The 14,043-nt window shown below is 60.1% G+C and carries 13 protein-coding genes; 4 read left to right on the top strand and 9 right to left on the bottom strand.

Going from position 1 to position 14,043, the window contains the following annotated elements; translation table 11 throughout:
* Positions 1-10: 10 nt before the first annotated feature.
* The gene (locus ACQY1P_RS12285; protein ID WP_184655137.1) at positions 11-1,519 is read right to left on the bottom strand and encodes an ABC transporter substrate-binding protein; all 1,509 of its coding nucleotides are present in this window, start codon (positions 1,517-1,519) and stop codon (positions 11-13) included.
* A 78-nt stretch (positions 1,520-1,597) separates the two neighbouring features.
* Positions 1,598-2,365, bottom strand: a complete 768-nt coding sequence (locus ACQY1P_RS12280; RefSeq protein ID WP_113110955.1) for a FadR/GntR family transcriptional regulator — start codon at positions 2,363-2,365, stop codon at positions 1,598-1,600.
* A gap of 235 nt (positions 2,366-2,600) precedes the next feature.
* On the opposite strand from ACQY1P_RS12280, the gene sthA reads away from it, so the two are divergent.
* A complete protein-coding gene (sthA, locus tag ACQY1P_RS12275) occupies positions 2,601-4,100 on the top strand; it encodes a Si-specific NAD(P)(+) transhydrogenase (RefSeq protein WP_430256463.1) in 1,500 nt (499 codons plus the stop codon).
* A gap of 122 nt (positions 4,101-4,222) precedes the next feature.
* Here sthA and rpsD read toward each other — a convergent pair whose 3' ends face one another.
* From rpsD to ACQY1P_RS12245, 6 genes are all read right to left on the bottom strand, one after another.
* Positions 4,223-4,840: a 30S ribosomal protein S4 gene (gene rpsD, locus ACQY1P_RS12270; RefSeq protein WP_062457482.1), complete on the bottom strand. Its 618-nt coding sequence runs from the start codon at positions 4,838-4,840 to the stop codon at positions 4,223-4,225.
* A 223-nt stretch (positions 4,841-5,063) separates the two neighbouring features.
* A complete protein-coding gene (locus tag ACQY1P_RS12265; protein WP_430250082.1) occupies positions 5,064-6,587 on the bottom strand; it encodes a helicase HerA domain-containing protein in 1,524 nt (507 codons plus the stop codon).
* Between the two features lie 111 nt (positions 6,588-6,698).
* The gene (locus ACQY1P_RS12260; RefSeq protein ID WP_192086646.1) at positions 6,699-7,337 is read right to left on the bottom strand and encodes a LysE family translocator; all 639 of its coding nucleotides are present in this window, start codon (positions 7,335-7,337) and stop codon (positions 6,699-6,701) included.
* Between the two features lie 61 nt (positions 7,338-7,398).
* Positions 7,399-8,196: a glutamate racemase gene (gene murI / locus ACQY1P_RS12255; RefSeq protein WP_209900704.1), complete on the bottom strand. Its 798-nt coding sequence runs from the start codon at positions 8,194-8,196 to the stop codon at positions 7,399-7,401.
* Complete coding sequence (locus ACQY1P_RS12250) at positions 8,180-9,019, bottom strand: RNA methyltransferase (protein WP_325260828.1); 840 nt, start codon at positions 9,017-9,019, stop codon at positions 8,180-8,182. Before ACQY1P_RS12250 ends, murI begins: the two co-directional genes overlap by 17 nt.
* A gap of 81 nt (positions 9,020-9,100) precedes the next feature.
* Positions 9,101-9,631, bottom strand: a complete 531-nt coding sequence (locus ACQY1P_RS12245) for a hypothetical protein (protein WP_062457497.1) — start codon at positions 9,629-9,631, stop codon at positions 9,101-9,103.
* A 242-nt stretch (positions 9,632-9,873) separates the two neighbouring features.
* Between ACQY1P_RS12245 and ACQY1P_RS12240 the strand changes: the two genes are divergently transcribed.
* The 3 genes from ACQY1P_RS12240 to ACQY1P_RS12230 all read left to right on the top strand — a co-directional run bounded on the left by ACQY1P_RS12240 (position 9,874) and on the right by ACQY1P_RS12230 (position 12,175).
* Positions 9,874-11,088, top strand: a complete 1,215-nt coding sequence (locus ACQY1P_RS12240; protein ID WP_062457500.1) for an NADP-dependent isocitrate dehydrogenase — start codon at positions 9,874-9,876, stop codon at positions 11,086-11,088.
* Between the two features lie 79 nt (positions 11,089-11,167).
* Entirely contained in the window at positions 11,168-11,611 is a 444-nt protein-coding gene (locus ACQY1P_RS12235; RefSeq protein WP_244508807.1) for a GNAT family N-acetyltransferase, read from the top strand.
* 243 nt (positions 11,612-11,854) lie between these two features.
* Entirely contained in the window at positions 11,855-12,175 is a 321-nt protein-coding gene (locus ACQY1P_RS12230) for a hypothetical protein (RefSeq protein WP_425503226.1), read from the top strand.
* Positions 12,176-12,250: 75 nt separating this feature from the next.
* On the opposite strand, the gene ACQY1P_RS12225 is transcribed toward ACQY1P_RS12230, so the two are convergent.
* Positions 12,251-13,873: an ABC-F family ATP-binding cassette domain-containing protein gene (locus tag ACQY1P_RS12225; protein ID WP_430256462.1), complete on the bottom strand. Its 1,623-nt coding sequence runs from the start codon at positions 13,871-13,873 to the stop codon at positions 12,251-12,253.
* Between the last annotated feature and the right edge of the window lie 170 nt (positions 13,874-14,043).

Here is a 14,043-nt window from a genome sequence, read left to right as displayed (position 1 = left end):
CGATGGGAAATTACTTCTTGGAGACGCCAAGGAAGCGCATCATGCCATCCGGCGACGGCACGAAACCTTCGACCTTGTTGGAAATGGCATAGGCGTAGGGCTGATGGCCGAGGTAGATGATCGGCATGTCATCGTTGAGGATGACGCCTGCGGCATCATACTTTTCCTTGCGCACCGTTTCGTCCGGTGAGGTACGGGCTTCGTTCAGGAGCTTGTCGACTTCCGGATTGCAGTACTTCACGTCGTTGATGCCGCCCTTGCAGGTGACGAACTGGTGGAGGTTGCCATCGGGATCAATACGGCCGGACCAGTCGGAGCGGCTGAGCTGGTAGTTGCCGGCCGTCTGTTCCGACAGAAGCGTCGCGAATTCGGTTGCCTTCAGCGTGACGTTGAAGCCCGCTTCCGCCACCATCGACTGGATGACCTGCATCATCTGGGTCTGGGTCGTGCTGTTGGCATGCTGCAGCTCGATGTCGAGCGTCTCGTGGCCCGCTTCCTTCATCAGCTGCTTGGCCTTTTCGATATCGCGCGCCGGCACCGGCAGGTCCTTGTTGAACCAGGGGCTTGACGACGGGAACGGCTGGTTGCCGGCAAGCGACGTGCCTTCGAAGACGATCTGGCCGATTGCTTCGCGGTCGATCGCCAGCGAGAAGGCCTGGCGAAGGCGCTTGTCCTTGCCGAGCGGGTTGTCCGCACGGGGACCGTTGGCGAGGTTGACATACATCGCCATGTAGCCCGGGCCGATGACGTCGGCATAGGTGAGGTTCGGGTCGCTCTTTACCGATTCGGCATCGGACGCCGAGATGCGCTCGGCGATATCGAGGTCACCCGACCGCAGGTTGGCGAGCTTTACGGTCGTGTCCGGGATTGGCAGATAGGTGATCTTGTCGACGAGGATCCGGTCCTTGTCCCAGTAGTCGGCGAACTTCTCGAGCACGATACGGTCCTGCTGGATGCGCTCGACAAATTTGAAAGGACCGGCGCAGACGGGCTTCGAGCCGAAATTGGCACCGAGTTCCTTGGCGGCCTTTGGCGCAACGATCATGCCGGCACGGTCGGAAAGCTGGGCAAGAAGCGTCACGTCCGGAGACTTCAGCGTGAACTTGACTTCAAGCGGACCGCTGGCCTCGACCTTGGCGACCGAGGAAAGCTCGCTCTTGCGGCGCGACTCCGGCAGCGTCATGTTGCGCTCGATCGTTGCGACGACGGCTGCGGCATCCAGCGTTTCGCCGTCGTGGAACTTGACGCCGTCGCGGATCTTCATGGTGAGCACCGTGCCGCCTTCAGACCAGTTCCATTCGGTCGCAAGCTGCGGAATGATCTTCATATCCTGCGAGATGTCGACCAGCTTATCGCACATCGCGGTATAGACGATGCGGCCGACGAAGGTGCGCGACTGCGCCGGATCGAGAACGTCGGCATCGTCATTGAGACCGATGCGCAATTCGCTCGCCATGGCAGGCAGAGACATGATCGCGCTGGCGAGCAGTGCGGCAGTGAGCGTGGAAAATTTCTTCATCATTGTTCCTCTGGTCCATTCAGGTTTGTCGGTCATTGTTCTTGTTGGCCGGCCTTTGTGGCCGGCAGTCTGGGATGGCTAGGACGCAACGCTGAGCGTGTCGTCGTCGCGGATACCGATCTGCTCGCCTTCCGGCGAATGGTCATCGAGGGCCTCGAGCGAGGTGGCCCGGATCAGCCGCTCCTGGTGCATCAGAAGATGCTCGCGCATCGCCTCGCCTGCCCGGCCCGGATCGCGGGCGGCGATGGCGTCGACGATTGCGATATGCTGCTGGTACGACGTGCGGCCATTGGTTCCGGTCTTGCGCGCACGCTCACGAATGGATTGCCACGCGGCATCCTGACGGATGCGGTTGACCACGTCGAAGATCGACAGGAACAGCTTGTTGCCGGCGCTTTGCGCGATCTGGCGGTGCAGCGATCCATCCCAGAGTTCCTTGGAATCCGCATCCGAACTCTGGCCGGTCTTGTCTGCCAGGTAGCGCATGCGCTCGATTTCGGCGGGCTTTGCACGCATCGCTGCAAGCTGGGCGAGCTGTGGCTCCAGGCGAAGGCGAACCTCCATGATTTCCATGATGTCGGTACCGGCAACCAGCGCGTCGACGTGGTCGCTCCAGCCGTCAGGCTTTTCGCCGACAAAGGTTCCGGCACCCTGGCGGCGCCAGATCAGCCCCTCCGACTCGAGCACCTCAAGCGCCCGTCGAACAGCACGGCGCCCGACATTGAGCGTTTCAGCAAGCGCCCGCTCCGTCGGCAGCCGCCCTTCCGCTCCGAATTTCTCCGAGTGAATCAGATCGCGGAGCTTCTCCAACGCGTAGTAGGAATTGTCTTGGGGTTCGGTCTGCATTGAACGTACCATTGTCCGGACCAATTCATGATTGGTTCGAATGAAAGACATTTCCCGGCGGGGGTCAAGACGTTTTTTGTGCATCCTATTTTTCTGCACAAAACATACGCAACCCGAGACAGCCGTTCTACGCTTGCGGCCTTTCCTGCAATCAAACATTCAGAATAGATTGGTAGGAGACGACGCAGGTAGGCTATTGCAGCGTAACAGCGGGATTCGAGAAGCGGAGCAGTCCATGAACCAGTACGACCTCATTGTTGTCGGAAGCGGCCCTGCCGGTCGCCGCGCAGCCATTCAAGCCGCCAAGCTCGACCGGAAAGTGCTCGTCATCGAGCAGAGACGACGGGTAGGCGGCGTTTCCGTGCATACCGGCACCATCCCCTCGAAGACACTGCGCGAAACCGCGCTGAACCTCTCCGGGTGGCGCGAGCGCGGGTTCTACGGCCGATCCTACCGGGTCAAGGAAGAGATCAGTGCCGAAGACCTTCGCCGCCGGTTGCTGATCACGCTCGACCATGAAGTCGAGGTGCTCGAACACCAGTTCGCCCGCAACCGCGTCCAGCACCTTCGTGGCAAGGCGAGCTTTCTGTCGACCGATACGATGGAAGTGCTGAAGGACGACGGAGAGGCGGTTCAGGTCAAAGCCAAAAGCATCCTGCTTGCTGTCGGCACGCGCCCGTTCCGCCCAGACTACATGCCCTTCGACGGCAAGACGGTCATCGACAGCGACGAACTGCTCGAAATCGAAAAACTGCCGCGCTCGATGGTCGTCATCGGTGCCGGCGTTATCGGTATCGAATATGCGACGATCTTTTCCGCTCTCGACACCGCCGTTACGGTGATCGACCCGAAGGCGACGATGCTCGACTTCATCGACAAGGAGATCATCGAGGATTTCACCTACCAGCTGCGCGACCGCAACATGAAGCTGTTGCTGGGCCAGAAGGTCGAGAAGGTGGAGCACCTTCCCGACGGCAAGGTCTCGGTCACGATCGATACCGGACGCAAGATCATCACCGACATGGTGCTGTTTGCCGCCGGCCGCATGGGCGCGACCGACAGCCTCAACCTGGCAGCAGCCGGCCTCGACGCCGATAACCGCGGCCGTCTGAAGGTCAATCCGGAAACCTTCGAGACCTCCGTCCCCGGCATCTATGCCGCGGGCGATGTCATCGGCTTTCCGAGCCTTGCCTCGACATCGATGGAACAGGGCCGAATTGCCGCTCGCGTCGCCGTCGGCGCAATTGCCAAGGAGCCACCGAAGTATTTTCCCTACGGGATCTACGCCGTGCCGGAGATTTCGACCTGCGGCCTGACGGAAGAGGAAATGAAGGAGCGCGGCATTCCCTACGAATGCGGTATCGCCCGTTTCCGCGAGACTTCGCGCGGCCACATCATGGGCCTCGACCACGGCATGTTGAAGCTGATCTTCTCATTGAAGACGCGCCGCCTTCTCGGCGTGCACATCATCGGCGAAAACGCCACCGAACTCGTGCATATCGGCCAGGCGGTTCTCAACCTGAAGGGCACCGTCGAGTACTTCGTCGAGAACACCTTCAACTACCCGACGCTTGCAGAAGCCTACAAGATCGCCGGGCTTGATGCGTGGAACCGGATGGGCGAGCTGCCAAAGGGAGATGCACACCACGAGACGGTCCAGCTGACGGACACCAACACGTCGACTACTGTCGAGACGTCTGTTACGGCGGAAAAGAAGAAAACCTCTTCCAGGTAAGAATGACCGTAAGAGACAATCAAAAGCCGCCCCGAAAGGAGCGGCTTTTTTTGTGGGTTCGACATGACACCAGATACAAAAATGGCCCCTTTCGGGGCCATTTGTCTGAAATGGTGTCGCTGTTAACGCGAGTAGAATTCGACGACCAGCGACGGTTCCATGATGACCGCGTAGGGTACATCGGCCAGGCTCGGGATGCGAGCGAAGGTGGCAACCATCTTGTTGTGATCGACTTCGATGTAGTCAGGAACGTCGCGTTCTGCGAGCGAAACGGCTTCCAGAACGGTGACCATCTGCTTCGACTTCTGGCGAACTTCGACAACGTCGCCAGCCTTGCAGCGGTACGAACCGATGTTGACCTTGACGCCATTGACCGTGACGTGGCCGTGGTTGACGAACTGACGAGCAGCGAACACGGTCGGAACGAACTTTGCGCGGTAGACGATGGCGTCCAGACGCGATTCCAGCAGGCCGATCAAGTTTTCGCCGGTGTCGCCCTTGCGGCGGTTGGCTTCTTCATAGATCGCGCGGAACTGCTTCTCGCGGATGTCGCCGTAGTAGCCCTTCAGCTTCTGCTTGGCGCGCAGCTGCACACCGAAGTCGGAAAGCTTGCCCTTGCGGCGCTGACCGTGCTGGCCAGGACCGTATTCGCGGCGGTTAACCGGCGACTTCGGGCGGCCCCAGATGTTTTCGCCCATACGGCGATCGATTTTGTACTTAGACGATTCGCGCTTGCTCATCGTATTTCCTTTCAGAAAGTTACACCGGTTCGTTGCCGAACCGGATGAAGGAAACACGCCCTCCTCTGAACCTCGATTTAGAGGTTCTGACAGGCTTCTCACGAAAAGCGTTCGGAGAGTGCCACGGGACATGTCGTTGAAACACCCGGTGTTGCCACCCGGCGTTGGCGGGTCTTTAGGCGGCTGTCATCAAAATGTCAACAGCAGCCGGGTCGCTGCGGGCTTATTCCGCAGCAATCTTGAGATCGCCCTCGTCAGGCGCTTCGGCACTGCCGGGCGCCGTTTCCACCTGCAGCTCCGGAAACGCGACGATGCGCTTGCCGGTGAAGTCGGAATGGACCACGACCAGCCCCTGCTCTTCAAAGTAGCCCAGCAGACGGCGTGCGCGGCGCGCGGAGTGCGTCCCGTAGGCGCGGGCTATGCGTGCATCGGACGGGCATGGTTCGCCGCCGAGTGCCGCCTTTGCCATCATCAGAAACACGCCCTGAAGATCATCCGAAACACTGTTCGACATGGACAGCACCGTCGTCCAGGCTTCACTCGATGCCATCGCAGCATCGACGCCGGAACGGGCAATCGCTGTCCGGCGACGGAAATCGCTGAGAGACAGCGGCGGCCCCGGCAGACGACGCATGCGGGCGCGAACAAGGAAGTCCTGATACAGAACCGCGTCCGTGCGATAGGCCGATTGCGGATCATCGAGGATCTCGGCCATGACCGCCATCAGCCGATCCTCACGCTCCTCGACCGTAAGCACGGGCAGCGGCGTCCGCGGCTCGGCGGCAGCCGGCTGAAGGGAAGCAGGCGTCGAGCGCGAGAGTTCCGCCAGAATATCGGTGGTCGGCCGTGGCGCCGGCGCCTGGCGGCGGTTCGCCGTCAAAGGCCGGGTGAACTCTTCTGGATCCGGCGTGAAGATGAGACCTTCGACATCCAGATGCGCGTCCGGCAGCGGCATCAGCTTCGGGCTGGACGAACGGGCCGATGTCTCGACATTGCCGATGATGATCGGCAGAGGCCGACGCGACAGAGCCGGACCGAGCGCGACGAAGTTGCCGCGCTTGAGATCGCGGAACATTTCCGCCTGACGCCGATCCATGCCGAGCAGGTCAGCGGCGCGGGCCATGTCAATATCGAGAAAGGTGCGGCCCATGAGGAAGTTGGAGGCTTCGGCCGCGACGTTCTTGGCAAGCTTTGCGAGGCGCTGCGTGGCGATGACACCGGCAAGACCGCGCTTACGGCCGCGGCACATCAGGTTGGTCATGGCCCCGAGCGACATCTTGCGGGCATCTTCGGAGACATCGCCACCAACCGATGGCGCAAACATCTGGGCTTCGTCGACCACGACCAGAACCGGATACCAGTAGTCGCGATCGGCATCGAACAGGCCGTTCAAAAAGGCGGCGGCGGCGCGCATCTGCTCTTCGAGATCAAGGCCTTCGAGGGTCAGGACGCAGGACACGCGGTTCTTGCGGATACGGTTGGCAATGCCCGCGAGTTCGGCTTCGGTGCGTTCGCCATCGACGACGACATGACCGTATTTGTCGGCCAGCGTGACGAAATCACCTTCCGGATCAATCACGACCTGCTGGACCCACGGTGCGGACTGTTCCAGCAGCCGCCGCAGAAGATGCGACTTGCCCGAGCCCGAGTTGCCCTGGACGAGGAGACGCGTTGCCAGAAGCTCCTCGATATCGAGCTTGGCCGGATCACCCCCGGTCAGAGTTCCCATATCGATGCCGACCTGCAATGCCTTACCTCGTATGCCGTCTACACGCGGTCAAAGACCGCCAAACATTCTCACTAACAGAGAAAGGGATTCGTTTCGCCGTGCAAGAGAGGAAATGCACAGGCTTTGCGGTCAGGCCGCTGCCCGCTTGAAGCCGAGCGACAGAAGCCCTGCCCCGATCATCAGCGAACCACCGGTCCGGTTGACGATTTTCTGTACCCGTGGCCTGCGGATCTGGTTGCGGGCCAGGGAGGCGAGAAGCCCGTAGAGCGTGGCGTTGATCGTCGCCAGAACCAGAAACGTCACCTCGAAAACAGCCATCTGAAAGAACAGCGGTTTTGACAGATCGAGAAACTGCGGCAGGAAGGCGACGAAGAACACGATGCCCTTCGGATTGAGCGCGGTGACCACGTAGGTGTGCAGCAGGATGCGCAACGGTCTGGCTTGCGGCAGCTCCCCCTCGCCGGCTGCGACCTCTGGATCCATCACGGGTGCGCGCCACAGTTTGATGCCGAGATAGATCAGATAGGCGGCGCCCACCCATTTGAGGATCGTGAACAGCATCGCAGACGTGGCGAGCAAGGCGCCCAACCCCAGCATCGAGGCGGTCATTGCCGTGAAGTCCCCGAGTGCCACGCCAGCGACTGTCGCGGTCGCCACCTTTCGCCCGTGCGTCATCGCATAGGAGATGACGAGCAGGATCGTCGGTCCGGGAATGGCCAGAAGAATCGTGGATGCGGCGACGAAGGCCAGCCAGTTTTCAATCGACATCGTGTCTGCTCCTGATCCGGTAGGCCGAGCAAGCCACCGAATTTAGCCGATGACAAGAGGGCTAGACCCGCAAACCAAACCCTTGCATCAGACGCTGCGTGGCAAAATCCGGATTGCCCGACGTGAACACCGCGAAGTCGAACTCGCCGGGGTATTGCACACCATCCAGAAGCGGCACCTTGCGCCGGGCCTGTCGGGCGATCGCCTCGGCCGGATCGAGCCAGTCGACCGGCCAGGGCGCCAGGCGGCGGAACAGGTTCGCCATGAAGGGATAATGCGTACAGGCGAGAACGACGATATCGGTCTTGCGGCCGTCCTTCTCGACGAAGCAGGGCATGATTTCGGCTAGGACAGCGTCGTCCGACAGGTTCTCGCCGCGGATATAGGCTTCCGCCATGCGGGCCAGATTTTCCGATCCGACAAGCCTCACATGACACTGCGTGGCAAAGGACTGGATCAGATCACGCGTATAAGCGCGCTTGACGGTGCCGGGAGTTGCGAGGACGGACACGAGGCCGGAGCGGGTTCGCTCGGCTGCAGGCTTGATCGCCGGCACGGTGCCGACGAAGGTCATCTCGGGGAAGCGCTCACGAAGGGCTGCGCCCGCCAGCGTGAACGCTGTATTGCAGGCGATGATGGAGATTTCCGGCTGGTAGTCGTTCAGCAGGCGCTCGAACTGGGACAGGATCCGCGCCGTCAGCGCCTCCTCCTCCCATCCGCCGTAAGGGAAACCGGCGTCGTCGGCGACATAGATGAAGCCGCGCTCCGGCATCAGCACGCGGGCCTCACGCAGCACGGTCAGTCCACCGATGCCCGAATCGAACATCAGCACTGGCTTCAGGTCATTCGTCGCCGCCATTGCCTTCGATCTCCCCGGTCACGTCGGCCTTCTTCTGCCTCGGCGTCGTTTTTCGTGGCCACTGACGAGGAAAGGCATCCAGCGACTTGATCACGCCGCGAAACACGCTGACTTCCTGTTCCGAAAAGCTCCGCCGCGACAGGACCGCACGCAGATTGTCGATCATCTTCGGCTTCTTCTCAGGCGGATGGAAGTAGCCTCGGGCATCGAGCGCTTCCTCAATCTGCTCGAACATGCCGAACACTTGGTCCTTCGTCGAGGGCCGCTGCTCGATCGGCTGGAAGCGGGTTTCCTCGATATCGTCCATGCCGGATTTCATCCAGTCATAGGACATCAGCAAAACCGCCTGGGCGATATTGAGCGAGGCGAAGGCCGGATTGACCGGGAAGGTGACGATCTCGTCGGCGAGCGCCACCTCTTCGTTGCTCAAACCCCAGCGTTCGCGGCCAAACAGAATGCCGGTCTTTTCACCTGCCTTGAATTTCTCACGCAATGTGGACGCCGCATAGACCGGTGACCGAACGGGCTTGAAGCCGTAGCGTTCGCGCGCCGTCGTGGCATAGACGAAGTTCAGGTCGCGGGTCGCGTCTTCCAGCGTCTCGAAGACGACGGCTCCATCGATGACGTGGTCAGCCTTCGACGCGGCAGACCTCGCCTTCTCGTTCGGCCAACCATCACGAGGACTGACGAGGCGCAGTTCCGCCAAGCCGAAATTGGCCATGGCGCGCGCCACCATGCCGATGTTTTCGCCCAGTTGCGGTTCCACCAGAATGATGGCCGGGCCCTCGGCAATGAGCTCGCGCTCGCTATTCGTACCTGACATCGCTTAATCCCAACAATTTCAGGCTGGGCAGATAGCCGCCGGATGGATGAAGAGCAAGGCTTTCAGAAGGTTTGCTTCCCTCTACTCGCCCTTGGCGATCGATTGCATCTCTTCGACGAGCGAATCGCTTTCATTCTCGACAACGCGGTGGATGTCCTTGATGACCGGCTTGCCGTCTTCCTCGATGACGTCGAAATGCACTTCCGAAACGCTGTCCTTCATTTCCGCATCATCGATGCAGGCCCACTGCTTGAACGTGACCTTCACATCCGACACGCCATTTGCCGCCGGTGCCGGCACGATGGTGACGTCCTTCAGCGGGCAGCCGTCCTGCGAACTCGTGACGACGTCGTAGCCGAACGGATCGCCGGGGGCATTGTTTTCGGTTTCGTAAGCGGGGTGCTTGGACGCTTCCGAGTAGGCAGTCTGGAACGACTTGCTAAAATTCTGCTGGATCGGCTCGGGATCGAACAGCGACTTCCAGTCACTATCAACCGTATTCCAGTTGTCTTCGGTGATCTTCATCACCGCCTTTACCGGATCGGTCACATCCGCCGCCAGAACGCCGGTGGAAATCAGGGTGAAGAGAGAAAGAAGCGGGAGTATCCGCATATCATAGATCCAGTGCTGCGATGAGTTTTGGCGGACATTACGCCGCGCCCGATGTTTGGCAATGCTCAATCTTGAGGACCAATTTCAGGCAGTATGATGATGGCGAGCGCATGTTCCAATTTTCTAACCGAATCGCGCCATATCAGACCGCACCATCTTTGCGTTCTCTTCCCCGCGATGCTATAGCGCCCCCGTTGATCATTTTTGAGGCCTAAACGGCCCATTACGGCAAGAGGAAGTCCATGCAGAAGATCAAGGTAGCGAACCCGGTCGTCGATCTCGACGGCGACGAGATGACCCGTATCATATGGCAGCTCATCAAGGACAAGCTGATCCTTCCCTATCTCGATCTCGACATCGAATATTACGACCTTTCCGTCGAGAACCGTGATGCGACGAACGACCAGGTCACCGTCGATGCGGCTCACGCAATCAAGAAGCACGGCGTCGGCATCAAGTGCGCGACGATCACGCCGGACGAAGACCGCGTGAAGGAATTCAATCTCAAGCAGATGTGGAAGAGCCCGAACGGCACGATCCGCAACATCCTCGGCGGCGTTATCTTCCGCGAGCCGATCATCTGCCAGAACGTGCCGCGCCTCGTTCCCGGCTGGACCAAGCCGATCGTTGTCGGACGCCATGCTTTCGGCGACCAGTACAAGGCGACCGATTTCAAGTTCCCCGGCAAGGGCAAGCTGACGATCAAGTTCGTCGGTGAAGACGGCCAGGTTATCGAAAAGGACGTGTTCGACGCCCCAGGCGCCGGCGTTGCCATGGCGATGTACAACCTCGACGAATCGATCCGCGAATTCGCGCGCGCTTCGATGATGTACGGCCTGATGCGGAAGTGGCCGGTCTACCTGTCGACCAAGAACACCATCCTCAAGGCCTATGACGGCCGCTTCAAGGATATCTTTGAAGAAGTTTACCAGGCTGAATTCAAGGCGAAGTTCGCCGAAATCGGCATCACCTACGAACACCGCCTGATCGACGACATGGTCGCATCGGCTCTGAAGTGGTCCGGCGGTTACGTCTGGGCGTGCAAGAACTACGACGGCGACGTCCAGTCCGACACAGTTGCGCAGGGCTTCGGCTCGCTCGGCCTGATGACCTCGGTTCTCTTGTCGCCGGATGGCCGCACGGTCGAAGCCGAAGCTGCGCATGGCACGGTAACGCGCCACTACCGCCAGCACCAGAAGGGCCAGGAAACCTCGACGAACTCGATCGCCTCGATCTTCGCCTGGACCCGTGGCCTCGCGCACCGTGCGAAGCTGGATGACAACGCCGAACTGGCAACCTTTGCCACCACGCTCGAAACCGTCTGCGTCGACACGGTCGAACAGGGCTACATGACCAAGGATCTGGCGCTTCTGATCGGCCCGGAACAGCCTTGGCTGTCCACGACTGCCTTCCTCGACAAGATCGATGAAAACCTGAAGACGGCCATGGCTGCCTAAGCCTCATCTCTTCAGTAGAATTCGGCAAACGGCGGGGTATACTCCCCGCCGTTTCTGTTTTTTGCTCGAGGAGATGCCCGTGACGACAATCCGCCCGCTTGAGCCTGCCGACCGTGCCGCCTGGGAACCCCTGTTCAGAGCCTATCTCGAGTTCTACGAGTCGGAACTGCCGAAAGAACAGTACGACATCACGTGGTCCCGCTTTCACCATGATGACGAGCCCTTGCAGGCACTTGGCGCTTTCGACGAGAACGGGCAGATGGTCGGCATCGTGCATGTCGTCTTCCACCGCTCGACCTGGTTACCTGACATGACCTGCTATCTGCAGGACCTCTACGTCGACAGCAGCCAGCGTGGACGCGGCGTGGGGGAAGCCCTGATCGAGAAGGTGGCACTGCTCGCGCGCGACCAGAATGCCGGTCGGCTCTACTGGCTGACGCAGGAAGACAACACAGCCGCGAGGCGTCTCTATGACCGTGTCGCTGTGGCGCCAGGGTTTATCCAGTATCGCAAGCCGCTTTGAGAGACGCTTCCAGCAAGGCGGCTTAAACCGGACTTTGAGCAGTATTCCTGCCGGGTTTCACAGCGATACCTCGCGTTCCGCCGATGACACCGACAATGCTGCACGGCTTAATTAGTTGCGGTTTATCAATACTCTACAATTAATGATGAACCAACATGCTAGTTGTCTGCGGTTATGGAAATGATAGATGTTCCCTACCCCAATTCTGGGTTGAGGGACACTACCGTGAGAAAGACTGTACTTATTGCGGCCGCTGCACTGGCGGCTCTTTTTGCATGCACCACTACATCCAACGCCTCGGATCTCGTCTTTACCTTGAAGAACAAGACCAGCGGCACGCTTGAGCGTTTCTATACGTCGCCCGTCGGCGTTGACGACTGGGAAGAAGATGTGTTCGGCAAGGATGTTCTCGAGCCCGGCGAGAGTATCGAGATCACCATCGCTGACGGTCGCAGGGTCTGCAAATACGATCTGCGCTTCGAGTTCACCGAGGATTCAGGCCTCGAGGACCTCGAAGACTCGCAGGATCTCTGCAAGATGGGATCCTACACGATCCACGAGTGACACCGTGCCTACATCACCACCCGGTGATGTAGGCTGCTCACTGTGACTCCTCACGATGCGTCGGTTGGTCCAGGATCAGCTTGCGAGACCCGGCGCCTCGTAACCCGTGCGTTCGACATATTCCGTGTAGCCGCCATCGAAACGATGAACGCCGTCCGCGGTCACTTCCAACACCCGGTTGGACAGCTCGGCCAGAAAATGCCGGTCATGGCTGACGAACAGCATCGTGCCGTCATAGTCGGCGAGCGCCTTGATCAGCATTTCCTTGGTATCGAGATCCAGGTGGTTGGTGGGCTCGTCCAGCACCAGGAAATTCGGCGGATCAAACAGCATGGCCGCCATGACGAGACGGGCCTTTTCTCCGCCGGACAGAACCCGGCATCTCTTCTCCACGTCATCGCCTGAAAAGCCGAAGCATCCGGCAAGGGTGCGAAGCGCGCCCTGCCCGGCCCGCGGGAACTCGGACTCCAGCCATTCGAACACGGTCTGCTCGCCATCCAGCACATCCATGGCATGCTGGGCGAAATAGCCCATCTTGACACTGGCGCCGATCGCGACGGATCCGACGTCGGGTGCCGCCGAACCTGCGATCAGCTTGAGAAGGGTCGATTTGCCAGCGCCGTTGATGCCCATGATGCACCAGCGCTCCTTGCGGCGGATCATGAAATCCAGACCTTCATAGATGACGCGGCTGCCATAGGCCTTGTGGACGCCCTTCAGGTTTGCGACATCTTCACCGGAACGGGGTGCCTGCTGGAATTCGAAAGCGACCGTCTGGCGGCGACGCGGCGGCTCCACCCGCTCGATCTTGTCGAGCTTCTTCACCCGGCTCTGCACCTGGGCTGCGTGCGACGCGCGCGCCTTGAAGCGCTCGATGAACTTGATCTCTTTGGCCAGCATCGCCTGCTGCCGCTCGAACTGGGCCAGCTGCTGCTTTTCGTTCTGCGCCCGCTGCTGCTCGTAGAAGCCGTAATCACCGGCATAGGTGTTGAGCGATCCGGCGTCGATCTCGATGATCTTGTTGACGATGCGGTTCATGAACTCGCGGTCATGCGAGGTCATCAGCAGGGCGCCGTCGTAGTTCTTAAGGAACTCCTCAAGCCAGATCAGGCTTTCGAGATCCAGGTGGTTGGACGGTTCGTCCAGCAGCATGACGTCCGGGCGCATCAAGAGGATGCGGGCAAGCGCCACGCGCATCTTCCAGCCGCCGGACAGTTTGCCGACGTCGCCGTCCATCATCTCTTCGCTGAAGGAGAGGCCCGCCAGAACCTCGCGGGCGCGGCTTTCCAGGCCATAGCCGTCCAGTTCCTCGTAGCGCGCCTGAACCTCGCCATAGCGGTCGATGATGGCATCCATCTCGTCCAGTCGATCCGGATCGACCATTGCGGCTTCAAGCGAGCGCAGTTCGGCGGCGACACTGCTGACCGGCCCTGCCCCATCCATCACCTCGGTGACGGCGCTGACGCCCGACATTTCTCCAACGTCCTGATTGAAGTAGCCGATCGTCACATGCTTCTCGACCGTGACCTGTCCCTCATCGGGCAGCTCCTGGCCGGTGATCATCCGGAACAGAGTCGTCTTGCCCGCCCCGTTCGGACCGACCAGACCGATCTTTTCGCCGCGGTTCAGGGCCGCAGAGGTCTCGATGTAGAGAATGCGGGAACTGTTGGACTTGCTGATATTCTCGATGCGGATCATGGCTGCCGGAAAGTGAGGACGCGTTCGGCGAGCCTTATGTCACGGGATGGGCCGGATGTCTTGGGGTTTCAGGATGCCGCCGGCCGGATGCATTCATGTTGATTTCGCAAGCAGCCGTGATGCAACACAACGCAAAAGGCCGAGCAGTTTCCTGCCCGGCCCTTCGTCAA

It is taken from the genome of Neorhizobium sp. DAR64872/K0K18 (assembly GCF_050500175.1).
Lineage (GTDB): Bacteria > Pseudomonadota > Alphaproteobacteria > Rhizobiales > Rhizobiaceae > Neorhizobium > Neorhizobium soli.
The sequence above is the reverse complement of the archived record's forward strand: the minus strand, read 5'-3'. Positions and strand labels throughout refer to the sequence as shown.